This window comes from Halorussus sp. MSC15.2, assembly GCF_010747475.1.
Lineage (GTDB): Archaea > Halobacteriota > Halobacteria > Halobacteriales > Haladaptataceae > Halorussus.
Genome location: NZ_VSLZ01000001.1, coordinates 1,084,603 through 1,108,450 on the forward strand (window position 1 = coordinate 1,084,603; position 23,848 = coordinate 1,108,450).

The 23,848-nt window shown below is 54.8% G+C and carries 26 protein-coding genes and 1 pseudogene; 15 read left to right on the top strand and 12 right to left on the bottom strand.

Annotated elements, in window-relative coordinates:
* Positions 1 to 90: 90 nt before the first annotated feature.
* The gene (locus FXF75_RS05695) at positions 91 to 1,809 is read left to right on the top strand and encodes a DUF262 domain-containing protein (RefSeq protein ID WP_163520575.1); all 1,719 of its coding nucleotides are present in this window, start codon (positions 91 to 93) and stop codon (positions 1,807 to 1,809) included.
* 191 nt (positions 1,810 to 2,000) lie between these two features.
* Here FXF75_RS05695 and FXF75_RS05700 read toward each other — a convergent pair whose 3' ends face one another.
* Positions 2,001 to 2,345: a hypothetical protein gene (locus tag FXF75_RS05700; protein WP_163520577.1), complete on the bottom strand. Its 345-nt coding sequence runs from the start codon at positions 2,343 to 2,345 to the stop codon at positions 2,001 to 2,003.
* 140 nt (positions 2,346 to 2,485) lie between these two features.
* Here FXF75_RS05700 and FXF75_RS05705 point away from each other — a divergent pair, with 140 nt between their 5' ends.
* A complete protein-coding gene (locus tag FXF75_RS05705; protein WP_163520579.1) occupies positions 2,486 to 2,761 on the top strand; it encodes a hypothetical protein in 276 nt (91 codons plus the stop codon).
* 466 nt (positions 2,762 to 3,227) lie between these two features.
* Here the strand turns inward: FXF75_RS05705 and FXF75_RS05710 are convergent, their stop codons facing one another.
* Positions 3,228 to 3,521: a hypothetical protein gene (locus tag FXF75_RS05710; protein WP_163520581.1), complete on the bottom strand. Its 294-nt coding sequence runs from the start codon at positions 3,519 to 3,521 to the stop codon at positions 3,228 to 3,230.
* A 181-nt stretch (positions 3,522 to 3,702) separates the two neighbouring features.
* Here FXF75_RS05710 and FXF75_RS05715 point away from each other — a divergent pair, with 181 nt between their 5' ends.
* From FXF75_RS05715 to FXF75_RS05725, 3 genes are all read left to right on the top strand, one after another.
* Positions 3,703 to 5,520 (top strand): hypothetical protein, encoded by a 1,818-nt coding sequence (locus FXF75_RS05715; protein ID WP_163520583.1) that lies wholly within the window; start codon positions 3,703 to 3,705, stop codon positions 5,518 to 5,520.
* A 146-nt stretch (positions 5,521 to 5,666) separates the two neighbouring features.
* Entirely contained in the window at positions 5,667 to 6,293 is a 627-nt protein-coding gene (locus FXF75_RS05720; RefSeq protein WP_163520585.1) for a site-specific integrase, read from the top strand.
* Positions 6,294 to 6,729: 436 nt separating this feature from the next.
* A complete protein-coding gene (locus FXF75_RS05725) occupies positions 6,730 to 7,092 on the top strand; it encodes a hypothetical protein (RefSeq protein ID WP_163520587.1) in 363 nt (120 codons plus the stop codon).
* Positions 7,093 to 7,184: 92 nt separating this feature from the next.
* Here FXF75_RS05725 and FXF75_RS05730 read toward each other — a convergent pair whose 3' ends face one another.
* Positions 7,185 to 7,688: a hypothetical protein gene (locus FXF75_RS05730; RefSeq protein WP_163520589.1), complete on the bottom strand. Its 504-nt coding sequence runs from the start codon at positions 7,686 to 7,688 to the stop codon at positions 7,185 to 7,187.
* A 90-nt stretch (positions 7,689 to 7,778) separates the two neighbouring features.
* On the opposite strand from FXF75_RS05730, the gene FXF75_RS05735 reads away from it, so the two are divergent.
* Complete coding sequence (locus tag FXF75_RS05735) at positions 7,779 to 7,946, top strand: hypothetical protein (RefSeq protein WP_163520591.1); 168 nt, start codon at positions 7,779 to 7,781, stop codon at positions 7,944 to 7,946.
* 538 nt (positions 7,947 to 8,484) lie between these two features.
* Positions 8,485 to 8,832 (top strand): hypothetical protein, encoded by a 348-nt coding sequence (locus FXF75_RS05740; protein ID WP_163520593.1) that lies wholly within the window; start codon positions 8,485 to 8,487, stop codon positions 8,830 to 8,832.
* Positions 8,833 to 9,682: 850 nt separating this feature from the next.
* Here FXF75_RS05740 and FXF75_RS05745 read toward each other — a convergent pair.
* Entirely contained in the window at positions 9,683 to 9,922 is a 240-nt protein-coding gene (locus tag FXF75_RS05745) for a hypothetical protein (RefSeq protein WP_163520595.1), read from the bottom strand.
* Between the two features lie 1,666 nt (positions 9,923 to 11,588).
* On the opposite strand from FXF75_RS05745, the gene FXF75_RS05750 reads away from it, so the two are divergent.
* The 3 genes from FXF75_RS05750 (at position 11,589) to FXF75_RS05760 (ending at position 14,061) form a co-directional block, all read left to right on the top strand.
* Positions 11,589 to 12,788 (top strand): hypothetical protein, encoded by a 1,200-nt coding sequence (locus tag FXF75_RS05750; RefSeq protein WP_163520597.1) that lies wholly within the window; start codon positions 11,589 to 11,591, stop codon positions 12,786 to 12,788.
* A gap of 417 nt (positions 12,789 to 13,205) precedes the next feature.
* Entirely contained in the window at positions 13,206 to 13,874 is a 669-nt protein-coding gene (locus FXF75_RS05755) for a hypothetical protein (protein ID WP_163520599.1), read from the top strand.
* Between the two features lie 34 nt (positions 13,875 to 13,908).
* Positions 13,909 to 14,061, top strand: coding sequence for a hypothetical protein (locus FXF75_RS05760; RefSeq protein ID WP_163520601.1), 153 nt, complete (start codon positions 13,909 to 13,911; stop codon positions 14,059 to 14,061).
* Between the two features lie 137 nt (positions 14,062 to 14,198).
* On the opposite strand, the gene FXF75_RS05765 is transcribed toward FXF75_RS05760, so the two are convergent.
* Both FXF75_RS05765 and FXF75_RS05770 read right to left on the bottom strand, forming a co-directional pair.
* Complete coding sequence (locus FXF75_RS05765) at positions 14,199 to 15,203, bottom strand: site-specific integrase (protein WP_163520603.1); 1,005 nt, start codon at positions 15,201 to 15,203, stop codon at positions 14,199 to 14,201.
* 560 nt (positions 15,204 to 15,763) lie between these two features.
* Positions 15,764 to 16,396 carry a hypothetical protein gene (locus FXF75_RS05770; RefSeq protein WP_163520605.1) on the bottom strand — a complete coding sequence of 211 codons (633 nt, stop codon included), beginning with the start codon at positions 16,394 to 16,396 and terminating at the stop codon, positions 15,764 to 15,766.
* 298 nt (positions 16,397 to 16,694) lie between these two features.
* Here FXF75_RS05770 and FXF75_RS05775 point away from each other — a divergent pair, with 298 nt between their 5' ends.
* Together FXF75_RS05775 and FXF75_RS05780 are read left to right on the top strand one after the other, a co-directional pair.
* Positions 16,695 to 17,306, top strand: a complete 612-nt coding sequence (locus FXF75_RS05775; protein ID WP_163520607.1) for a hypothetical protein — start codon at positions 16,695 to 16,697, stop codon at positions 17,304 to 17,306.
* 2 nt (positions 17,307 to 17,308) lie between these two features.
* Positions 17,309 to 17,590, top strand: a complete 282-nt coding sequence (locus FXF75_RS05780; RefSeq protein WP_163520609.1) for a hypothetical protein — start codon at positions 17,309 to 17,311, stop codon at positions 17,588 to 17,590.
* Between the two features lie 127 nt (positions 17,591 to 17,717).
* On the opposite strand, the gene FXF75_RS05785 is transcribed toward FXF75_RS05780, so the two are convergent.
* On the bottom strand, positions 17,718 to 18,314 hold the full coding sequence (locus FXF75_RS05785) for a PGF-CTERM sorting domain-containing protein (protein ID WP_163520611.1): 597 nt from the start codon (positions 18,312 to 18,314) through the stop codon (positions 17,718 to 17,720).
* Between the two features lie 661 nt (positions 18,315 to 18,975).
* On the opposite strand from FXF75_RS05785, the gene FXF75_RS05790 reads away from it, so the two are divergent.
* Together FXF75_RS05790 and FXF75_RS05795 are read left to right on the top strand one after the other, a co-directional pair.
* Positions 18,976 to 19,302, top strand: coding sequence for a zinc ribbon domain-containing protein (locus tag FXF75_RS05790; RefSeq protein WP_163520613.1), 327 nt, complete (start codon positions 18,976 to 18,978; stop codon positions 19,300 to 19,302).
* Positions 19,303 to 19,377: 75 nt separating this feature from the next.
* On the top strand, positions 19,378 to 19,959 hold the full coding sequence (locus tag FXF75_RS05795) for a mechanosensitive ion channel domain-containing protein (protein ID WP_163521123.1): 582 nt from the start codon (positions 19,378 to 19,380) through the stop codon (positions 19,957 to 19,959).
* A 38-nt stretch (positions 19,960 to 19,997) separates the two neighbouring features.
* On the opposite strand, the gene FXF75_RS05800 is transcribed toward FXF75_RS05795, so the two are convergent.
* The 5 genes and pseudogenes from FXF75_RS05800 to FXF75_RS05820 all read right to left on the bottom strand — a co-directional run bounded on the left by FXF75_RS05800 (position 19,998) and on the right by FXF75_RS05820 (position 23,534).
* Positions 19,998 to 20,240 carry a hypothetical protein gene (locus FXF75_RS05800; RefSeq protein ID WP_163520615.1) on the bottom strand — a complete coding sequence of 81 codons (243 nt, stop codon included), beginning with the start codon at positions 20,238 to 20,240 and terminating at the stop codon, positions 19,998 to 20,000.
* A 179-nt stretch (positions 20,241 to 20,419) separates the two neighbouring features.
* Positions 20,420 to 21,288, bottom strand: a pseudogene (gene sucD, locus FXF75_RS05805) (succinate--CoA ligase subunit alpha).
* Positions 21,285 to 22,430, bottom strand: a complete 1,146-nt coding sequence (gene sucC / locus FXF75_RS05810; RefSeq protein ID WP_163520617.1) for an ADP-forming succinate--CoA ligase subunit beta — start codon at positions 22,428 to 22,430, stop codon at positions 21,285 to 21,287. Before sucC ends, sucD begins: the two are co-directional and overlap by 4 nt.
* Before the next feature lie 149 nt (positions 22,431 to 22,579).
* Positions 22,580 to 23,344 carry a hypothetical protein gene (locus FXF75_RS05815; protein WP_163520619.1) on the bottom strand — a complete coding sequence of 255 codons (765 nt, stop codon included), beginning with the start codon at positions 23,342 to 23,344 and terminating at the stop codon, positions 22,580 to 22,582.
* Positions 23,334 to 23,534: a hypothetical protein gene (locus tag FXF75_RS05820; protein ID WP_163520621.1), complete on the bottom strand. Its 201-nt coding sequence runs from the start codon at positions 23,532 to 23,534 to the stop codon at positions 23,334 to 23,336. The genes FXF75_RS05815 and FXF75_RS05820 overlap by 11 nt, the downstream gene beginning before the upstream one ends.
* Here FXF75_RS05820 and FXF75_RS05825 point away from each other — a divergent pair.
* Complete coding sequence (locus FXF75_RS05825) at positions 23,524 to 23,682, top strand: hypothetical protein (RefSeq protein WP_163520622.1); 159 nt, start codon at positions 23,524 to 23,526, stop codon at positions 23,680 to 23,682. The genes FXF75_RS05820 and FXF75_RS05825 overlap by 11 nt on opposite strands.
* The last annotated feature ends 166 nt before the right edge of the window (positions 23,683 to 23,848 follow it).

A 23,848-nucleotide genomic window follows, 5' to 3' on the forward strand; every position in this document is an offset into this window, starting at 1 on the left:
CTCGGTGAGTGTATTAGATCGTATTTGGTTACGGGAGTGGCAATTACTAACACAAGTCTTATATCCTGATTGTCTGACTTTGAGGATAAGATGTCGGACAATATCAGTCTCTCCGCACGCGAAAACACCGTTCGAGACATTCTAGAAAGCAGTTCCCAACTTCAAGTTCCAGACTACCAACGAGAATACGCATGGGATGAACGTCAATGGGATGACTTCTGGAATGACCTTACCTCCCTACTTAACGGACGCGACACCCACTTCTTCGGGTCTACTGTCGTTATTGAACACGCAGACACCGACCCCGCAATCCTTGAACTAGTCGACGGCCAACAACGCTTCACCACAATCTCAATTCTTCTCTGCGTCATCCGTGACCAATACAAGACCGACCGCGATTGGGAAGACCGGGCAGGACACGTTCAAGACAATCTCATCGTAAAGGATTCCGACTACAACGAACACCCAAAACTCCAACTTACACTTTATAACAACGACGAATATCAAGCTGTTCTAGAGGGATATGCGTCTGAGTTGGACGATTGCCAACTGAAAGCTGCTTACGATTACTTTACCGAACAGGTAGAAGACCGGGAGTTGGAGTGGGTTGACGATCTCCGGAAGGAACTCCTGAACTCAATGTCGTTAGTCACCATCGAATGTGACAGCGAGGTGTCCGCATTCCGGCTGTTTGAAAGTCTGAACAACAAAGGGTTGGACCTTTCGTCCGTGGACTTGATGAAGAATCACTTGTTCAAGATTGCGACAGAGGACCCTGAGATTAACGAGGGCGAGATTAAGGCGCTCTGGGAGGAAGGCATCCGGAATCTTCGGGAAGTTCTGCAGAAGCCTGAACGATTCTTCCGGCACTACCTCATGGCCACCGAATTGTTAAATGTGAGTAACTCTATTTCATCAACCCGTCTCTACGATGTATTCCAGCGAGTTGTCGATCAGGATATTTACGAGGCCGGATTGACGCTGGAAGATTTCGTAGAGGACATGCGTGAGAAGTCGGAGTTGTATATTGACATTGTGAACTGTGAAGTCGATTTTGAGTGGATGGATAGACGTGAGCGTCAACGTGTTAACGCGAAGCTGGATGACATCAAAGCGATTCGGAATACACAGATTCGGACGCTACTCCTTCGCCTGTTTGAAGAGTTCAATGAGTTTAGCGACGTGATGCAAGCCCTTCGGCTGATAGAGGTGTATCTAATCCGGATTGGAGTTGCGAACTACGGGACTGGGTCGTATCGTGACCGTGTGTTCGCAACCATCTGTACTGAGCTTTCTAATGAGTCGAATCCGCACCGCTTCATAGAGCGACGGTTCCGTGAACACAGTCCGTCTGATGCTCAGTTCAAGGCTGAGTTGAAGGATTACGACTTCAAGCAGAATGACCGAACGAAGTACATGCTGGACCAGTTCGAACAAGAGCATTTTGCTCACTCTGGCGTTGGGAAGCAGGTTGCAGACCGGGACTTAGTTGACATTGAGCATATCGCGCCTCGGAACAGTTTCTCTGCGAAAAAGTACAGTACATGGCAACAGTATCTAGACGTGAGTGAGGACGAGTTCGAACAGCATTATAACCGGCTTGGGAATTTGACGCTCTTGGAGAGTAGTATGAATGCGACTGCGTCTGACCATCCGTTTGAGCAGAAGAAACGTGAGTACGAGACCTCGGATTTCGAGATGACTCGCAAGCTCTGTTCATATGAAGATTGGTCTGTTGACTTGATAGAGGAGCGGTCGGAGAAACTGGCAGAGGTTGCTGCCGAGATCTGGAATTTCAACAACGTCTAACTTTCATCGGCACTAGTGGAGAACTGAAAATAAGGTTGACCCATTACGAGGGGATTAGGTAGAGTCGGTACTCTCTTGAGCTGCTTCCAGCATCTCCTCTTTCGACACAGTTTTCCCTTCAGCAATCTGTTTCGCGCCCTCTATCACTTCTTTAGGGATGTCAGGGGTTTCGTCTTCGTCGTCTCGGCAGGTCATGGGTTAATTGGGTTCATATCATCGTCAACCTCTCCAACATCTTCTTTCGACGCCAGATACTCTGTCAACTCCCATTCTGCGTCTGCGAACGCCTCCACAGCGTCACTGTCCTTGTTCGTCCGGATGTCGTCGTCCGAGCGATTGACGACGCCCCACGATTCCAATTCCGAGACGTGGACGTTCACTGTGTCAGCGTTGACGCCCGCATAGTCTGCGAGCCGTTCAGCGTCGAACTCGGTGTCTGGGTGGTCGATTAAGACTGTCAATATGCGTGTTCGGGGGGAGTCTCCAAGGACATCAAGGAGTACGTGGTCTGTGATTGGTTTAGTTGCGTCAGTCATATTAGGTGGTCGTGGTTCACAAGGAATAAACCCTGTCCCCAGACTGAAATTAAGGGTTAAGTGAGTGGCGCAACCCACCGGTTTCGTCGATAACCAACGGTGTAACCCTTTTCAACCGTGAACCCTCGACGTGGTTGTGTATGTCACGAGAGATAGAATTTGACAGCATCAAGTTCGGAGTTTTAGAGATAAAGCCAGAGAACCTCACAGGACTCGTTATGTTGGCTATGTTAGTCGGAACAGGACAAGGACTACTCGTAGGTACACTCCTTCCCTACGAAGAAATGTTCGGTGTGAACCCAGTCGTCCAAATTGGACTCCTCCTGATCGTAGGGTCTATACTCGCACCTCCTATCCTGATAGGTTCCAACTACCTTGTTACCTCAGTTACTAAGGACGTGATTGAGAAGTCATGATGAAAGGATTCCTCAAAATGGCTTGATGGGGAATGTTGGCCGGAGCAGTAATTGAGCCACTTGATATGGCAACTCGGGGCGTTATCATCGGGATGCTGGTTGGAGTTTATGTCCTTGCCGCATTAGTGTTGTAAGACAGAGACACCGGAAATTCCAATCTCGTGACGGTCGGCAAGCTCTGCTACGTCTAGAATGAACTCTTCAGTAATCTCGCTCCGCGAGATTCCTTCAAGAACAATGCTCGTACTCTCAGTCTGGGAACTATCGGTCACAATCTATCTCGTTGACTTTGTAGGGTTGAACCCTCGGAGAAGGTAGGAGTTGCAGCAGATCAGAAGCAGTAGTGCAACAGTCTATAATCGACTGTATCGTTCTGGCCGTCTAGACGCTTCGCTCTTTATCAAGAGAACAGAACGAGTGTTACAGTCCGCAACAGTAATTAGAACCGTGTTTCAGGACTAATCCGTCATCGCTTGGCACCGAAGCTGGTATTTGGTTTGTCAACCGTCTCAAACAGACCTGTAGGGGTGTTCTCAGCAACCCGTCTGTACTCCTCGGTGATTCTGGCGACTCTGATAGAGTAGAGAATCACCCATATCGCCCACCCAACGAGTACGCGCCAGAGTACGTCTCCAGCAAGTGCCTCGAGAAAGCTCAAAATCGTCAAGATGAGAATGAGGAATGCTCGTGGTTCCAACCAGACATCGAATCCGAGTACCTCGACGCCCATCAGTTCACGTTCATTAGTATCTGTTGTCATGTAATGTCCGGTGATGTCTCTCCCGGGATAAGGGTTTCATCAGTAGGAATGCTATGCAGTCATTCGGGTCACAGCTCGAAGACTGGAATTAACGGTTAAGTGAGTGGCGAAGAGATGCCAACCAATAGAATATATCTGCTAATGGTTATATTTAAACGGCTTCTGGACAATAACGAAGGTAATGGCTGAACTATTAGTTTTCACTCTTCTTGCAGCCGTTGCAGCGGCTTATCCTGTACTCCCGGAATATCGCCAATTGCGCGTTCGATTCAATCTCTGGACCATACCGCGTTTCGGATTCCTTGTGATCATGATTGGCCTGATTCTCGCAACATACTGGGGTTCAGTCTACCTTCAAAGCACTAACCATGATGTAATCAGGGTCGGGACATCGTATGGAACTGTAGAAATCACATCACTTCAGATTGAGTCGGCACAACTACTCGCAGTGCTTGGAATCGTGTCGCTGTTCGCTATTGTTTTTCTCAAACCAACTGTTCGAATCCGAAACGAGGAGAATCTACTGGAGATTCTCCGTGATTTGTATAACCGGGAAGAGTACAGCACGTTAGTCAATCTTCTTCAGGACAATTACCAACCCTTGGTGAATCATCCGACGAAACCGAAACATCCCGAGTCTGCGGCTGTTGCATTTCAACTCGCTTATGAAGACGAATATGACTCAGGAAATGGTTTGAGAGCAGAGATTCGACAAAAGAAGCGGTTGTTCAGGTACTACGTGAATCGACTCCGATACTGGACGAGTAATACGGCACCAGACGCAGCAGACTATACGGAAACGCTATTTCTTGATCCGGCCTTTGTAAAGTTGTATCCTAGTCTTGCTTCCGAGCTGGGTCTCAGAATAATACGTGACGACTCACTTGAACAGTTCCCTAAACAGAAAATCGTCCATCGGTATCTGCGGACACAACTGAAGACCGAAAACAGCCTCCTGCACCGCAACCTCGAACACAACACAGCAGGAGACGGCCTATACAGATACAAACTTGAAGAAGAGAATCGGCTTGTATATGCTCTATTTTCGGATTTCGATAAAGCGGAGAATCTGAATGTTTATAAACCGGTTGGCGATAAAACCCGAGAACTTATTCGCGAACAGCGGAGAGAGGAATTTGACAGGTATAACGACCAACGGCTCACAGATACTCGTATTTCGGATGACTTCATCTTCCGGGACTCCATATTCGTCGGAATCCAATTTTTCGACTTATTGGTAAAAGAAGCATTTCACCAGCAGGTTGAGTGGCATGTCTGGCTATCGTATTACGAATCGTTCACTCGTGAAATATGCCGTAACTACGAGATAACAGAGTATAGCGACCCGAGTGCAGAGTGGCCGAACGACTACTCCCGCCTCCTCTATGAAATGGTCAGCAATATGCGGGACTGGGTTGAAATGATGGAAGAAGAACTCAAATCTGACGTTGACCGTAGTGTGAGTGAACCACCTTACGTCACGGATCTTAGTCCGGGGAGTAATGAAAATGCAGATCTACCATCTGATGACGAGTCTGATGTCGAAGACGAGTCTAGTGGAGAAGACGAACAGGTCGATAGCTCAGGACATAGTGACCACGTTCAACTAGGTAGAATCAGCACAGGAAGGGACCAGAGAAATATCCCCGAGATGACTGTGATTATCCTGTTCTCGTGTCATAAGGAGATTCTTTCAACAAGTGAAATTCCGTTGCAATTCCAAGCATATATCACCGAGATGATTTTCTTGTGCTTGCTGGATCTTCGGAACTACGAAGAAGGTTCGCTTCAGTGGAGGTACAGCGATTTTATGTTACATTGCCTCGAAGAGAATCTTACTGGTAGAAGAGCAAGTGCTTCGTATCGGAAACATCTGAAGCAAGTGTATCATGGGAACTTCGGAGACCGTTATGATTACGGCGTCCGCCACGAGGTTTCTGCCAAAGACACTCAGATGACCGGTCTTGTTGACGACTTAGACGAGTTGATTGAGTCTTGACTGACATCCTATAGCTGTTACATCCGTGGATGTGCTACTGTTTCAGTCGAGTTTGGGATTCTCTTTACAGAATCCAAAACTGGAGAAGTCTTAAGGTCGGCCAACCTCCAGATTTCGACAGATACGACCTCCAAGGTGGAACAAATATGAGTACCTCAACAAATACCCAAACTCAGACAGAAGAGAAAGCAAAGGCATGGCTCAAACCAGAACAGGTAGACGAACTACGCACGGCCACAGTCGCAGAATCAGCCGACTACCTGTCGCTCCGGAATGACACCATCATTGCGGTGCTGTACGATACTGGTCTCCGGGTCGGTGAACTAGTCCAACTTGACGTTGATATGCTTGATCTCGATGAAGGTATCATCATGTTGCCTGCACACGTCCAGAAGGATTACCCGAACGCCAATTCCCCTACCTACACCGAGATTGAATTGGCCACGGATACCGTCCGAACGCTACGCAACTATATCAACAGCCGATGGAAAGACCCGGACGCACTCTTCCCGAGTCGGCAATCTGAACGAATGACGGAAGAGTCCGTCCGAAACGTCGTTGAAGACGCAGCAGAGGACGGTGATGTACGTCCGTTCACAGTAGGTGGTCGTGGCGAACCATCCGAGATCACGCCTCACACACTCCGCCATAGCGTCGCTTACCGGATGCTCAACCGCGAACAAGGAAACACGTTGTATGATGTGACGAAGAGGTTGCGACATGCAACCATCCAGACGACTGAGCGCGTGTACTCACACTTTGACCGCGTGTAGCTTCCAACCCTTCTTCTTGATATACCTCCGTAGGTCGCTTACACCGTGTATCTGAACAGACACCTGCTTACAACCCAACCGGTGAAACCCTTATCCCGAGTGAGCCGCCGCAGGACAGTACATGAAACAGAACTGCCCAAATTGTGAGGAAGACGCGGAAGTCGTGACACCAAGTCACGCACTCGATCTCGAAACCACCTTCGAAGAAGTATCAGTAACGGGTTCCGAACGTATCTGTATTCGATACGAAGGAACCCCATATTACGGGAAACCTATGAAAACAACCCTTTACATCCACAGCGAATAGTCTGTTATACCAGCTGCCCTACTCGGTGCTATACTCTTTTAAGCAGATGTCGTGGTTGGACAGTGGAGGCTTCCCTACCACCCAACCACCGATGAAACCCTTTTCCCTTGACAGACCGCGCTGCCGAATATGAGTGAAACAAACTCGAAACAAGAGATTGTAATTAACAAGAAACACGGCGGATTCGGCGTCAGCGAAGACGCAATTCTGTGGATGAGAGACAACGGATGTGACGAAGCCGAAGCCGTCGCCCTACCCGGAGAGCGATATGATGACGGGGAAGGACCTATCGCCGGAACCCGGTCGTCGTTTGGCCGAAACCTCAGCCGCGACAATCCGATTCTCGTTGAATGCGTCCGCAGGCTCGGATGTAGAGCGTTCGGAGACCATGCAGAACTGAAGGTTGTCGAGATCCCGGCAGACGTTAAGTGGGAGATTGAAGAATACGACGGGAAGGAGTGGGTTGCTGAGAAGCACCGAACGTGGGACTAACGTCTTTTTCTGATAACCCCGGTCACTGGGACACCAGCCGTCTAGACAAGCAGAAGCCGTTCGCAACTCCAAACTAAATGACACCGTTTGACTCAGAGAGTCTCCTCACCCTCCTCGATAGCATCAATAAGATCCCGGTCGGTGAAGGCCTTCTCAAATGAATCCAGAACCTCAAACGCAATATCCATCTTTTCAGGTATTTCATCCCGATACCAGTCCAATTGCTGGAAAGTACCGTGTGCCACCTTGTTCCGCAACCCTTTGAATCTGCTAATCTTACCACGGGTTTCGTTCGACAAGATATTACATTTCACAAGGAGTTCTTCCCTATGAGACTGGCTCATGCCGGAATAGATGTATTCAAATGCCCCCTCAGCAACTTCGTCTTTCACTACATATGCGAGAATCAAGTGCGTTGTAATGTCCTCAATAGCCGCGTGAGTAGAGATGATAAGCGGAAACAGGTCATCTTCGACTGATTGGATGTTCCCCCAGTCATCCCACTCTTCATTCATTTCCTGCCACTTTTCTTCTAAATCCCCTATCTTGAGTCGTAGTCTTGAGAGCTTCCGAGGCGACTCACTATAATGGTCCATACATCTTGTCAAAGCTCGACTGCAATAAAAATCACTCTCGGGTGTCTAGACGGATGAAACCCTTATCCCGGGACAGACCACGCTGCCGATATGAACTTTGAGACACACTGGAAGTTCATAGAAGCAATAACGATAATCTCCGTCCTCATTCTGTTTGCCTCAATGTTCGGTCTTGTACCTGTGACCGCTGTAACTGTTTATGCCCTCGTCATGATGCTGATTTACGGCTTACTCAACGTGGTTTCCATCTCGCATTAGCGTCCGGCTTCCGGTCACTCGGACACCGACTCAGAACTCATTCCTCACACCCGCCACGACAGATATGGAGCATGTCAAAAGCCTTGAGGTTGACTGTAGATCGGGTTTCGCCGCAATTGTCGCAAACCGCTTCCTCGATATACTCCCAGTTCTCGACACGGAGGTCTACATCCACCGACGAATAATCTGGATCTGGGCATTCGTCGGAATCGACTTGTGGTAGGTCAGGCCCATCTCGATCCGCTCGCGGTGCTTCTCTCCGGAGCGAACTATAAGCATACTTCCAGCCGCATTCCGGACACCTCAAAATCCGAGTAAGGTTCTCGAATCTTTCAACGACGGTTTCTGAACCACAGTCACGACATCCCCAACTACACTCGACCCATTCAGTCATACTCCCTCTTCTGTAAGCGAGATATATGGTTAGTTCGCTAAAGGATATAATCAGGACGGGAGAATTATCGGCAACGCCCCGGGGGAGCGTCTAGACGAAGATGAACAGGAAATGTTCATGACCCTCCAATAACGTCATGGATATATGTCCGACCTACTATCCTCGCTCCCAGACCAACCGCTTACACGAGATGCCGTCAAAGCAATTGACGGCGCAGAGGGAGTCCGTAGAGCAATCTCGGTGACGATGAAAAGCCCAGTCGGTGACATCGACGCCCCCGACGAAATGCACACCGACGATATAATCATCATTACCGAAGACCGCGTCCGATACCTCTCCCGAACCTCCGGGGAAGGCTGGACTATCGAACGCTCTGAGAAGTACGCTGACGATGAGGAGTTCGAGGATGTGATGGACGACGTGTACGATTATGCTGAAGAGTATTCTGAGGAGAAGATTCAGGGTCAAGTGGAAGGACTCACGGACTCATGACTGTCGAAGCCCCCGACTTCGATCCAGACCTTACCGGTCACTCAGCGGTTGACCTCAAACGGGAAGCTGGTCATGTCTGCCATGCGGTTGTCTCGACGTTTGACGATGATGGGGAACCGGTTCAGGAGACGGAGTGTGGCCAACGGTTACAGAATGAGATTCCGGAACCGCGAGAAGGGTTCGATTCATCCGAGTACGAGATGTGTTCAGAGTGCTGGCCGGAGTCAATTGTTGAAACCGGAGATTAGTCCCCTTTCCGAGGGTCGTCCGAAATCAGTTCACCCATGTAGTGACCAACGAACCGCGCAAACAACACTGCTGCGATAAGTTACTCAACTAAGCGTACTTACGTTACTAACCTCCACGTTGACCCACGATGGGAAGAATCAACATCGAAATCCCGGACGACCTTCACCAACAGCTACGACAGGAAAGCGCAGTCAAGTCAGTTCCGATAAAAATGATCGTCATCCAGTCAATACGAGACCACTGTAAGAACGAGGACTTAGGAGTGGAATTAGATGCATTGCAAGATTAAGTCCCGCACCGGAACTCTTCTGCGTCTAGACAGACTCTCGTTTTGAGCAGAACCCACTTCCAGACCGAACCTCATTCAGAAGTGTTCGAAAAGTGTTGATTTTCGCGTTGAATACCAAATATGGATTTCACGAAGTGAAATCCATCTCTTCCATTTCAACTTGCATATCAAATATGCATATCCACGAAAACCAACCAAAAACTCCGTCAAGTATACATACGCATTCCCCCCGGGTCCCCGCTCCCAGTAGAGGGTGGACACCGCGAGGTGTACCGTCTCTTCGAGATATGATGAACGAGTTAGGAATGCAGACTAGTCCTCTTTTTCAGCAGCAACCACCTCATCCACATCACGACGATTTTCAGCAAGCCTCTCATGCATCTCACGGTCACGAACAGAGATGTCACTCCGGTCAATGAGTTCGATCCGGAAAGGATACTCAACGTCCTCGTCTAAGGCCTTCCAGCCAGAATCAGGAAACCGATTCCTTACTGTACCTTTATACTTGTACTCCTCTTCTTCCCCGGAAGACACTTGATTAGTATCGCCCATACCTGTTCCCGGACACTCATACATCAAGAAACCCTGTATTAGGTGCTAAGTCCACCGAACTGGAATACAACGAACAACCTCAAAACCTGACTCAACCTATCTAGAATAGGAGAAACCCTTATAAACGGACAGCCACCACCCTCAACCGGTTAGGGCCTGTGCCTACTCCCTGACCATTCACGTTCACAACGGAAGTCGATTGTCGGAACCACGTTTCCCCTCTCTGTGGTCCCCGATCACTCTTTCAGAGGGAGAACGTCTCGTCTTGGACTTTCAACTCCCTGTTCTTCTCAAAACACTCTCCCCGTCTAGACACATCTCCCGGCCACGCATAATACACGCCCCGAAGAACAAGAATCGTCGAACCGGGGAATCCTTTACATCCACAGCACGCCCCCTACCCCCTCGTTGTAACTGTAAGTACCCGGTCTAGACCAATCTGGTACAACCCCGAACTCGTGAGCCGCCTGTTTTCGGACAATAGAAGCGAAATCGGTGTTCGGTGTGGTACTTCTCGAAAACATGTTTCCCCCTCCCCTCGGTCTCTGAAAGAGTAGGCGGGGAACCGAACCGGATGAGCGAGATGATTACTTGTCGCGTTGGGGAAGACCACCGTGTCCTAAGAGTCATGAGAGTCATAAGACGAATCTGGTACAACCCCGAACTCGTGAGCCGCCGTTTTTTCGACAGTAGCGCGGTTTCGAAGGTTCGGTCTGGTACTAATCGAAAACATGTCTTCCCCCTCCCCCTCGGTCTCTGAAAGAGTAGGCGGGGGTAGCTCGCTCAGTCAATCAACTGGGTCGCTGGTTTGATTGACGCTGAGTGTTGTTTGGACGATGGTCTTTCCACTGATACACTATTAACAAAGATTAATGTTAGTTTTGAATAGGAACAGGTTTATAAGGGTATAGTACAAACAATACCCGTAGAGGGTCCTAAACGAACGGTAGTAGTAGGAATACTACTACCGTGAGGTAGTAGCCGTCCTAACTCGACCGATTACGAGGGAAGCGGAGAACGAGAGATGCGGTGCGGGCGAGGACTCGTCACTCTGCTGTTTACTGCGACTCACTCCCCCTCCTACTCTTTCAGAGATCGAGGGGGAGGGGGAAACATACTTTCGATTTGTACCATTCCACGACCTGATTTTGCTTCTACTGCGTGATTCTCGGTGTTTCGCGGGTTGGGTGTTGTACCAGATCGGTCTACTTCGGGGTGATACAGTTACATCGAGGGTGGAGGGGGCGTGTTGTGAATGACTGGACGAGGGTTCGATTGACGTGACTCCCCCTGCCCCTTCTGTGAACGACCGGACAGGGGGGAGAAACATGTTTTCGATTAGTACCAGACGACAACCCGATTTCTGTTCTACCGCGTGATTTCTCGGGTTTGACGGGTTGGGTGTTGGACCAGATTCGTCTTATGACACTTAGGACACTTATGACATGGTGGTGTGTTCTTACGACACTCATGACTCTCGTGACAGGGTGGTGGGGCGTGCAATATCCCGAAAACATGGTTCTGATTTAGTACCACTTTCCCAACCGTGTTTCTTGTTTTCCGTGGTTAGAGGTGTTTTACTCTGTGTTTCCTGTTTCTCTGGTTGGTGTGTTATGGTCTACCACAATCTGGGGTTTATATACCTATGTTCTATACGGGAAAGTGTATGGCAACACTCAAGACAACGAGTGCAGATGAATCGGTTAAGAACCAAGTTGACGTTCAAGCAGATGAACTCGGCATTTCAATGGCCGAGTTCCTGAACCGTGCAGCAAAGCTGGCGGTCATGGCGGATAACGACATGCTTCGCATGGTCGCTGGCGAGAACGTCTCGATTGAAGGCGTTCAGCAACCAGACGACGATTCTTCTGACGAGTCGGACGAGTCGGAATACAACGAACTCTCATTGGGTCACGACCGACTCATCGACCCGGACGAGGCTGACTTCAGTGATAACGATGTTCTCAAGCAGTCGAATCGGCAGCGAGTCGTCGTGCTGGAGGGGATTCTCGCGTGGAAGCGCGAACACGAGGACGACTTCTCCCATCGAGTCACCCAGAGTCAGCTTGAGTCCATTATCCGAACTGCGTTCGGTGTGAGTCGGAGTGCGACTGTGGACAAGATCATCACGCTTGCAGAGGATCTCGACGTACTGTACGCACACGTCACGAACGACCGGCGGTTGCGTAACGCGGATGATGAGATGGTTGAAGACGTGGTTCGTGCTATGGAGTTGAAGGGGAGTGACGAGGATGCAAAGGGGTATCGTAACAACGTGAACAAGATTCGTGACTTGTCTGGGGAGTGGTCGACAGACGATGGACGGTTGGTTGAGAAGTGGTTCAAGCCTTCACAGACGTACTTCACGAAGGAGATTGTTGCTCGTCAGGCCAGTCTCACAAAGTTGAACACGATGCTTGAGGAGGCTCCTGACCGTTATTCAGCAAATCGTGTATTGACTCGGATGATGGGGATTGCTGTTGAGGAAGGTTGGTTGTCTGAAGATGAGGCGGCTGATTTGCATGAGTCGAAGTCTGTGTTCACGTCGTTTGCGGTGCAGACGGGGAGTGTTGAGTCGTTGTTGAGTGGTGATGGTGTGATTGAAGTGTTGGAGGAGAAGGCTGCTGAGAAGCGTCGTGAGGAGCGTTTGAGTGAGGATGAGGCGCGGGAAAAGTATGAGGAGTTGGTTGCGAAGGCTGAACGGAAGTTAGAGGCTATGGAGCCGGGTTCGTCTATTAATAGTTTTTATGACGGGCTTTTCTCGGAGGCGTATAATGAGGCGCGTGACCTTGCTGAGACGTATGACTTGGATATGAGTCGGCTTGTTGAGTTGGGTGAGGAGTATGAGGAATTGACTGGGGAGTGACCATGCGTTTCGGGGCGTGCTGACGGACGGGTTGGTTCTGTTTCTACGTGGTTGTTGGTGGCCAGCGTCTAGACGCTGGTATCGTTGGCCACCGGAAGTGGTGGTGTCACCGGAACCGCCGGTAGGGTTGGATTCCTAACTATACCTGATAGAACACTTAAGGGTGGTCTCTTGTGACCGGGCTTTGATGTCAGTTCAAGACGGGACATCGACCAAGGAAGTACAGCTTGCAAACAACCAGTGCCGGAACTGCGGAACTCACGTTTCAGACGATTTCCGTAGGGTTTACGGGGATAACGATGACCGTGTTTTCGCGTGTCGAACGTGCGTCAGTAAGACGATTCTTAATTCAGGGGGTTCGGCGTGTCCTGACCGCCGCGAAGCGTTGCTGGAAACGAGTGAGCGGGGGGATCGCCTATGAGTGTCTCCGAAACCCCCTCTGCCACGAACACGAAGCCGACCCTTCCGAACGAGGAGCATGATTACAAAGTCGTCTACCTCGACCGTGACGGGATTGAGAAGGCGCATACGTTGAGGCAGACGCGGAATGGATGCAAAACGGGAGATGGCCGGATTGATGATGACCAAGACTCGGACGTAACCCACTTGAAAGGCGCGTTGGGAGAAGTGGCGGCGTCGGACTACTATGACACGGAACTAGATGAGGAAGCGCATGTGTCCGGTGATAACGGGGTGGATTTCACGTTCAAGGGGAAGACGGTGGACGTGAAAACGACGAAGTATTACAAGACAGGGAAGCTGTTGATTGATGCTGAGGCGGTGGAGAAGGCGCGTAATCCGGATTCTGAGAAGGAGTTGCCGGACGTGTATTTGTTGGCGGTTCGTGTTGAGTCGGGTGATGGGTGGGAGAAGATGGGGTTAGTAGGGTGGATTGACCGTGAACGGGCATTGAATCGTGAGCCGCGTATTTATCCGGAGAATAGGGATAATCTGAATTACGTGGTTCGTCGTGGGGAGTTGCTGAGTGTTCCTTCAATTCCGTTCGGGGATGCGTTGCTTCAGGAGCCGGACGGCGGGATGGATGTTGAGGGGGCGTTTGAGTCGGCGGCGGGGTTGGCGGACTAGACAGTTATCAGTCTTCAACAAGGATATTGTATCAATGAGTGACGAATGCGACCTTCCAAAATACATTGACGGGGATGAGGATGATCCTGTCCGGTTGGCGTTCAGAGATGAAAGGGTCAGTTCCGAAGATGGGTTTGTGATGCCTAACTCCGGGAAGGACGTGGACGACGAAACGGGTTCCAGTTGAACAGCAGGGGTTTGTTCTCAAGTCGCTGTATTTGCTCGTGAGTCGATTCTTCACCGAGTCAGTTTCATTCCTTTTCCAACAGCGGTGGGCGTGCTGGTGGCTGGTTCTTCGCGTATATAATGCCCGCGTGTGAACACTCAATCCATACCGAATGCATCCCTCCGAAGCTCACGTTTCTCTGTCTTCGTCCTAACATCGTAGTGCTTGTCGAGAACCTTCGGTGAAACGTCACATCTGTCGCTAACAATCTCCTTTCTGTGTCCCCGCTTCAGCCACTCTGTGATTGAAGACCGACGTATATCGTGCGGGCTGATGGAGGATGGGCATCGGGCGGCGTACTCTCGGTCAGTCCACGCTTCGCATTCCATCTGGTCACGGTCATGAGGACATTCCCCTGTGTGGTGACAGGGGCGACTCAATGCTGTAATGTGCATTCTCAGCCCTGAGCGAGCCGGACGGCCATGTTTAGTGGTGAACAATGGTTTCCGTCCATAATCGTCGGTCACGTTGTGGCGGTTCATCTGGAGGTAGTCGTCCAGTACCTCACAAACCCATGCATGGAGGTTGACTTCACGTTCTCCTCCCTCCGCGTTTTTCAGAGGAGTGTCGGATTCGGGGCGGTGGTGGAGTTCAATGTATTTCTCCTCGGGATGGTAGTCGCCATGGTCTAGTGAACGGACAGACCCTAACCGCATTCCTGTATCCCACAGAATCGCAAATAGCGCGTGTCTCTTTGTTCCGTACTCGTATTTGTCGAGGTACTCCAGCATCTCGTGCGCTTGTTCTGCGCTGATTTTCCTGTCACGGGTTTCAGAGTCGATCTCGGGGAGAATCATGTTGTCCGCGAGTCCATCGTCTACGACATCCCACGACTCCATGTGCCGGATGAACGTCCGGAGCGTACACATATTTTTGTGAAGGGTGAGGTTGGAAATGTCGTCTGTGTCGCGTCTGAGGAGTTTGAAGTCGTGGATGGTGAATCCATCAATCTCGTTGATGTAGTCGATTCCTTGGGTGTTGCACCAGTCTGCGAACCGTTCGAGGAGGTAGGTGTAGTTGTAGAGGGTTGATTCGCTGACTTCGGGTTTGCGTTCGTTGAGGTATCGTTCGACTGCATCGTCTGGGGTAAGTTTTCGAGTCATGGTGTCGTGCTTACCCCGTGACGCCGATCTGGTGTCGCGCCCGGTCAAGTCCCGAACCCTACACACATTTTTGCGGGTCGTTCTGTCTAGACTCCCTTGACAGCTCGGTTGCAGGTCGGCGGTGAACGCCCGCGCAACGAAGTGAGCAGGCGTGAACGACGGAGAGGTTCTGAAATCTTTGATTTCAGGTTCTCTCCACGCGGTTCGAATCCGCCCCGACCCATAAATTTTGCGACGAGCAAGACTGCGAGCGACTGCCAAATCGCTCGCACATCCGCGAGTCGCAAATTCTGTTCGGCGGAAGGATTCGAACCAGACGAGTCGCATGCCCGGACCGTCTCGGCGAGGTTCGAATCCGCCCCGACCCATGTTTTCCTGCGAACTACACCGCGCGCGACTGCTCGAGTGCTAGCCCCACGAGTCGTATCTCCTCCACAGAACTACTCAGAGGTGAGGAAAACGAGCGATTTCGACAGAGAGACGGCAACTCACGGAACGACACCGGTCGCGGACTCGCGTGAGAACGTCGCCGCGCGATAGGGACGATACCGTTCGACGTGTCACTCCGCAGTCGTCTCCTCCTCGGTAGTCGTTTCTGTCGTCGTCGTGTCCGTCGGCGTTTCAGTGGTCGTCGTCTCGGTAGTAGTGGTCTCAGTTGTTGTCTCGGTAGTAGTGGTCTCAGTTGTTGTCTCGGTAGTAGTGGTCTCAGTTGTTGTCTCCGTAGTAGTGGTGTCGGTTGTCGTTTCGGTAGTCGTCTCCGTTTCAGTCGTCGTTGTGTCGGTCTCGGTAGTCGTCTCCGTCTCGGTGGTCGTCGGCGTCGAATCCTCACACGAATCGGTCTCGCGGAGACTGACCTGAAAGTTACCACAGAGACTTCTCTCCCCGGTCGAGCGAAACCGATAGGTGTCACCGACGGTCGGTCTGCCCGACCTACTGGGCACGAGAAGATAGAATACGGCGTCGTCACACGTGCGGCACGTGAAGGCGTCACCGTCGTTGCACAGACTCGAACCGTAGTGCCGGAAGGTCTCGACGGTGCCGTCCGCCCCGTCTATCTCGTCTTCGTTTCCTTTGGTGACCCATCCCGTGATACTCGAATCAGTCCCGGTCGAGAACCAATCCGTTACGAACAGTCCACCGACTAGGGTGCTACTTGCTTCGAGTACCCGTCGCCGCGATACGTCCTCCGTCATTACTAGTCCCTGCCTCTACGTATAGGTGTAATATGTTAATTATTATCTAACAAAATCTGGTAGTTCGTCTCACTCCGGTCGGTGGCTTCGCCGTCGGTTTTCCGAGAGCAGTAACGCACTGCGACTGCATTCGCACCCGACCGAGGACAGTAACCGCGCGTATCGGGCGTGGAATCCCACGCTTCTCTCGGTCGTTTAGCGAGTCCAATCGGCGGCGGTAGTGTCAATGGTCCAAAGTTACTTTAACGAGTACGTCATTATTCATCCCGGTTTGAGGACCTCCGACGACCCCGATGAAATGAGTAGACGAACAGAAAGGCAGAACGGGAGGGCGGCGGCCAGACGCTATCGAAATCTCGTCGAGGTGTTCGGACCACACCTTCGGGATGCGGCGTCGAGCGTGTGGCGTCGGACGGCCGAGCGATTACCTCCGGTCGTCCTCCGTTACCTGTTCGAGGTTCGTTCGGCCCTGTTCTCGGGCGTGAGCGACGCGAACCCCCTTCGTCTGATGTGGGTAGCCCCCGACAGAATCGAGTACTACGACCGCACGCACGTCGGCGGATTCGGACAGGTGGTGGAGGGGTCGTGGGACGAGCGCACCGACCGCTTCGAGGACGAACTGGTCTACCGGTCCATCGAACGGCGATACGCGGACGGCGTGCCGTGGGAGGAGACGGAACTGTACCGAGAGTACCGCGAACGACTGCGGAACGAGGGGAGTCCGCTGTACGCCCGGCGGTTCGACAGCGTCGCCGAACTGGACGCTTACGTCGAGGGGATAGACCGACTCTACGAGCGAATCACGACCGAGGGCTACTGGTCACAGCGCGACTTGCTCCGCGCGCGACCGGACCGAGCACGCGACCGGCCCGGGACAGCGACAACATCCACCTCAACGAGGTCGTCGTGAACGTGCATCGCAACGGACAACTGGCGAAATGCGGCAGCGGGAACCACCGACTCTCTATCGCCAAACTCACCGACGTGGACGAGATTCCGGTCCTCGTCCGGGTGCGACACGCCGATTGGCAGGCGATTCGGGACGAGATTCGGGAGACCGACTCTCCCGACGAGTTGAGCGACAGAGCGCGGAGAAACCTCTCTCACCCTGACCTCGCGGACGTCGTTCCGGACGATTGGCGTGCGACCGAGGAGCGTCGCGTCGACGCGGAACTGACACAGTCGAATCAGTGAGTAACGGGAGGCGGTCTGAGAAAATTGTGAACACGCTCGCTGTCACCGGTACCGACCAGACGACCGACTCGCCGTGACGAGTCGCAGAAAAACGGTCGGTAAACAACGGAGCGTCGGTTCTCCCGGATTAGCTTCGCCGCAGGCCGAGGAACGCGGCCCCGAGAAGCGCGACGACACCGGTAATCGGCGTGAAGCCGGGGATGCTACCGCTAGAGGCGTCTGTCGTCGTCTCCTCCGACGTCGATTCGGTCGTCGTCTCCGCAGTGGTGGTCTCCTGTCCGCGCGTCTGGAAGTAGACGTAGCTCACGTCAGCGACTTCCTTGCCGCGGTCGTTCTCGTAGGCGACTTTGTCAGCAGAAGCGTTGTAACTCTCGCTCCCGTTGTTGTGGACCAGCGCCACGACCAACACCTGCGGGTCTTCGACCGTCTCGTTGAGCGAGACGGTGACGTTCTGGTAGTCGCCCGCACTGAGGTACTCGGTGTGGCCGATGCGCGCCTTACTCTGGTTGTAGACGACTGCGAATCCGCCGTCGGGCAGGGTCGCGGATTCGATAGTCAGGTTCTCCCCGTCGAACTGCTGGTCGGGAGCAGAAACCGACGCCGTCTCGTTCGTCTGTGCGTCTGTCGTCGTAGTCGTAGTTGCGGGACTCGCGAGGGCGACTCCGGTGGACACCGCGAGCGCCAGCACTGCCGCAACGAGGACCGTTCGTGTCGTACCTGTCATCGTATCTCTCTGTTCCGGGAGGTATCGCTCGGCGACAGTTCTCGTCGGGCGAGCGCGCCGCGGCGCTCACGGCCGAGACGTCTCCGGAACGCGACCTGTCGGTTGACGCGGTACAAAAAACTACCTTACGGAAGCGGATGAGATGAGATACCGAAACAGGTGTGGGAAGAGAACGTATCACGTACAAACCGACGGAAACCAGCGAGACGGTCGTCGGACGGCTACCGACCGCTCTGTTCGCTCCCGACGAATATATACGTCTCATAGAAAACACTTAACCGCTCCTCGGTGTGGCCACACTTGCGGTCGGAGTAACATGAGTACGGACCCCGACACCCTCGACACACGGACCGACACGGACCGCCCCGACGATTTACAGACCGAACCGCGCGTGACCACTCCGTCGTCGAACTCTCCTCGGTCGTCGTCGATTACGAAGACCGGCCGGACCGTCGGACGGTGTACCCGGACGGACTCGATAGCATCGAGCGAATGTCGACGTGGTTGACGGCGGACGACACCGCTTTCGTGGACCTCGAATCCGCCCGCTGACAGTATCCGCCCACTCCTCGTTCTTTCGGGCCGCCGCTCGGTGTCTCTGTCCCTCGACGAGTTCAATCAATCGGTAGAACTAATAAGGAGTGTTCGGTGCCAGTCGCACATGAACCTCGCCCTCCGACTGCTGGTCGCCTGTTTGGTCATCACCGCGCCCACGGTCCTCTACCTCGGACTACTGCGCGGACTGGAGAAGATGCGCGACGACGCCCTGCTGCTGGCGCTGGCCGAACGCGACGACGCCCCCCGAGACGTGTCGAGCGCGGCCGCCGAGGCGCTCGACAAGCCGCCGATTCGGGCCGACGGACGCGGACCGAACGCGACCGACGACCCCGTGCCGACCGTCGACGCGTTCGTCTGCTCGGCCTGCGGCGAGTCGAACATGTCTGGCGCGAAGTACTGTCGAGAGTGTCTCGGCGAACTGAATCGGTAGCGCACCCGAGCGTTCTTGTCTTCCCGCCGAATAGTCGCGCTCGTGAAACTCACACAGGACGGACGGTTCGCCGGAATGGCTACAGAGGCGCTCGCGGAACTCCGTGCCGGGTTCGTGGACGCGGTTCCGAAGGTCGTCACGGCCCTGTTGTTCTTCGTCGTCGCCTACGCCGCTATCAGACTCGCGCTGTCGTTCGTCAGGTCGGCGTTCGGGCGCATCTACGCCGACGACCTCATCGCCGACCTCTTCACCGCCGTCGTCGGCATCTTTCTCTGGTTCGGCGCGGCGCTCGCGCTCCTGAAGATTCTCGGCATGGGCGAGGTGGCGGCGAGTCTCGGGACCGCCACGGGGTTCGTCGCGCTCGGCGTGAGTTACGCGCTCTCGGACATGATAGCCGACACCGTGTCGGGCGTCTACCTGCTGCGCGACGCCGACTTCAACCCCGGCGACAGGGTAGAGACCGCCGGCGTGACGGGCGTAGTTCGGGAGATAGACCTCCGGAAGTCCCGGATGGAGGTCGAGGGCGACGTGGTCGTTCTCGGCAACCGTTCGGTCGAGAAGCAGTGGCGGAAGAAGGCCGACCCGGCGTCGGGTCCGGCCGACGAGTCGGCGACTGACGTGGTGCACGAATCAGCAGCGAACGAGTCAGTAAAATAGCTCGCGCGAACCGTCGGCGACGACCGAACTACTCGGCGCTACTCCGTGATGACGAGCATGCCGTCGTTGGTGGTCACGTCGGTCGCCTCGTCCGGAATCTCGAACTCGAACTGGCGGTCTCCGGCGACGACGATGGCCGTGTTACCGACGATGTCGAGGTGTGCCTCCACGTCGCGGCCGAAATCGACCGTGATTACGTTCTCGTCCTCGTACTCGCGGCGAGCAATCGTGATGTCGTCCTGCTCGTCGGCGGCGGACTGAAGCGGGGCTGGTGCATCCATACGTCTGGTTGGGGCGTGACGTATCTAAGTGCTATGCCCGCGGCGGGTTCGAGGCAGAACGCAAGCCGCGAACGTGACGAGCGGCAGGACAGTGATGACGAGGGAGAGAGGCGAGGGCCGGGAAAGAGAGGAGAGAGAAACGAGAGACCGCAACTCAGCGTGGGAGACGGAAGACGGCGTTACAGGAAGTCTTCGATGTGGTCGGCGACTTCGTTCGGCGTGTCGCCGACGGGGACGCCCGCGTCGTTCAGCGCATTTATCTTGCTCTCGGCGGTGCCGGTGCCGCTACCGGAGACGATAGCGCCCGCGTGACCCATGCGCTTGCCCGGCGGGGCGGTCCGACCGGCGATGAAGCCGGCGACCGGCGTGTCCATGTTTTCGGCGATGTACTGGGCGGCCTCTTCCTCGTCTTCGCCGCCGATTTCGCCGCACATGACGACCGCCTTCGTGTCGGGGTCGTTCTCGAACAGTTCGAGCGCGTCGATGAAGTCGGTGCCGATGATGGGGTCGCCGCCGATGCCGATGGCGGTGGTCTGGCCGATACCCCGGGAGGTCAGGTTGTCCACGACTTGGTACGTGAGCGTCCCCGAGCGCGAGACGAGACCGACCTCGCCCGACTCGAAGATGTTGCCCGGCAGGATGCCGAGTTTCGACTCGCCGGGGGTGATGATGCCCGGACAGTTCGGACCGATGAGTCGGGTGTCAACTTCCGAGAGACGCTTGTTGACCTTCGCCATGTCCTGTGTGGGGATGCCCTCGGTGATGGCGACCACGAGGTCGAGGGGCGCGTCCAGCGCTTCGAAGACGGCGTCCGCGGCGAACGCGGGCGGGACGAAGACGACGGAGGCGTCGGCGTCCTCCTCGCGCGCGGCCTTGTGGACCGTGTCGTAGACCGGCACGCCGCTGACTTCCTGTCCGCCCTTGCCCGGCACGGCGCCCGCGACGACGTTGGTGCCGTACTCCATCATCTGTTCGGCGTGGAACTTGCCTTCCCCGCCGTGATTCCCTGCACGATAACTCGGGTGTCTTCGTCGACTAGAACACTCATGCTTCCACCTCCTCGGCGTACTCGACCGCACGCTGTACCGCGTCTTCGAGGGTCTCCTCGACCGTGACGAGTTCGTCGTTCAGAATCTCGCGGCCCTCCTCGGCGTTGGTGCCCGCGAGGCGGACGACGACCTTCTTCGGAATCTCGTCGAACTGTTCGAGCGCGTCGTTGATGCCCTTGGCCACCTCGTCGCCGCGGGTGATGCCGCCGAAGATGTTGAACACGACGGCATCGACGTTCTCGTCGGAGAACACCATGTCCAGCGCGTTGGCCACTCGCTCGGCCTTCGCGCCGCCCCCGATGTCGAGGAAGTTGGCGGGTTCGCCGCCGTAGTAGTCCACGAGGTCGAGCGTCGTCATCACGAGACCCGCGCCGTTGCCGATGATGCCCGTGTTGCCCGAGAGGCGGACGTAGTCGAAGCCGTACTCCCCGGCCTTGCGTTCGAGGTCGTCCTCGAAGGTCTCCTCCTCCATCTCGGCGAGGTCGGGCTGGCGGAACAGCGCGTCGTCGTCGATGTTCATCACCGCGTCGGCGGCGACGACCTCGTCGTCCTCGGTAATCATCACGGGGTTGATTTCGATGTCGCTGGCGTCGCTGTCGTCCCACAACTGGAACAGCGTGGTCAGAATCGACGCGACGTCGGAGGCGACCTCCTTCGGGACGCCCGCGTCGTAGACGACCTTCCGGGCCTGATAGGGGTGCATCCCGAATGCCGGGTCCACGTGTTCCCGAGCGATGGCTTCGGGGTCCTCCTCGGCGACTTCCTCGATGTTGACGCCGCCCTTGGTCGAGACCATGGCGACCGGTTTGCCCTCGCCGCGGTCCATCGTGACGCCCACGTAGAGTTCGTTCTTGAAGTTCACGGCCTCCTCGACGAGGACCCGCTCGACGGTGTACCCCTTGAGGTCCATCCCGAGGATGTCCTCGGCGGCCTGCTCGGCTTCCTCGCGGTCCTCCGCGAGTTTGATGCCGCCGGCCTTCCCGCGGCCCCCGACGTGTACCTGTGCCTTCACGGCGACCGGGTACCCGATGTCCTCGGCCGCTTCGACTACCTCGTCCACGGACGACGCCAGCGTCGCGTCCGGCGTCGGAATCCCTGCGTCGGCGAAGACGCTCTTCGCCTGATACTCGTGTAGTTTCATTTTGGGCTTACACGGTACTTTTCGCGTCCAAGAGTTAGTAGTATCGGAACGGGCTAACGCCGCCCCGTAACTGCCCGACCGTCCGTCGAGACGGGGACCCGACTCACCGCGACCGCTCGGCGACGCCGACAGCGGGTATCGGAGACCGATTAGTAGTCGGCGAACGAGACGAGGTCGGATTTCAGTTGGTCGTAGCTGTCGCGCTCCACGTGGTCCCGAACCACGCGGTCGGCGTCGAAGAACAGCAGCGAGAGCAGTCGCTCGAACCGCTCCTCCATCTCCGGCGACGAGAGGACAGTCTCGGAGAGTTCCCTGCACCGTCGCTCGTAGTACGGCGGGAACTCCCCCTCGTACGAGAAGACACCTCGGCAGAGCAAGTGGGCCAGTTCGTCGGGTTCCGACGGAACCGGAATCCCGTCGACGAAGCGACGGTACCGGAAGAGAGACTCCTCGACCGCCGGGTCCACGCGAATCATCTGCCGGACGCCGCTTTTCATCGGCGACTCGTAGACGACGTGGTTCGTCAGGTGCAACGCGACGTTCCCGTTCGACCCTTTCCACTCCTCGTACTCGGTCTGGACCGTCTCCGTGTCGGTGAGCGTCTCGAACGCGAACCGCAGCGCCTTCGCCCGGTCGGACGACAGCAACGCCATCGCTCGACCGGGATTCGACGCGACCTTCTCGACTAACCCCCGCACGCCCGTCGAGGAGTCGCTCGACCCGAACCCCAGACGCTCCGCGAGGCGGACGGTCTCCTCGAAGTCGTCGTCGGCCACGTAGACGTCGACGTCGCTTCCCGGGACCGAGTGGGGGAGGTCCCGATACCCGCGCGGAACGACGAACGTGACGTCCGAGTCCACGAGGTCGGCGAACAGGCGGTCGAGGAGTTCGGTCTCCGCTCGACTAAACTCCATCCTTGGTTTCGAGCAGGTCCGCTTTCCCCTCCGCGACCGCAGCGGCGAACCTGCCGAACTCCTCCGGAGAAAACGAGAGGCGGAACCGGCCGACGTGGAGGTGGATGCGGTCGCCTTCGTTGTACTCGACGGTCACGTCCGTCCCGTCGGAGAGCGTCGTCGTTCCGAGTTCCTCCTCAATGATTCCCACGTTCGACCCCCCGTTCGGCCGCCTCGATGCAATCGGCGAACGTCAGATAATCGTCGATGGAGAACTCGATGCGCGTGTTACCGACGTGGACGTGTATGGACTCTCCGACGTTGTCCTCGACGACGATTCTGTCCCCCGACAGGCGTAGCTCTCGGGGGGGTCTCGGCCCGACCGATTTCTCTCACGAACACGTTCATGGTCGTTTCCCCCCGGTCTCGGATGCTCCCGTGACCACCATGGTACGCGTTCAGAGTAAACGCAGAGAGACAAAAACGTTCTTGCGGTCCGCGGCCACACTGCCGCCGCCGTCCGAC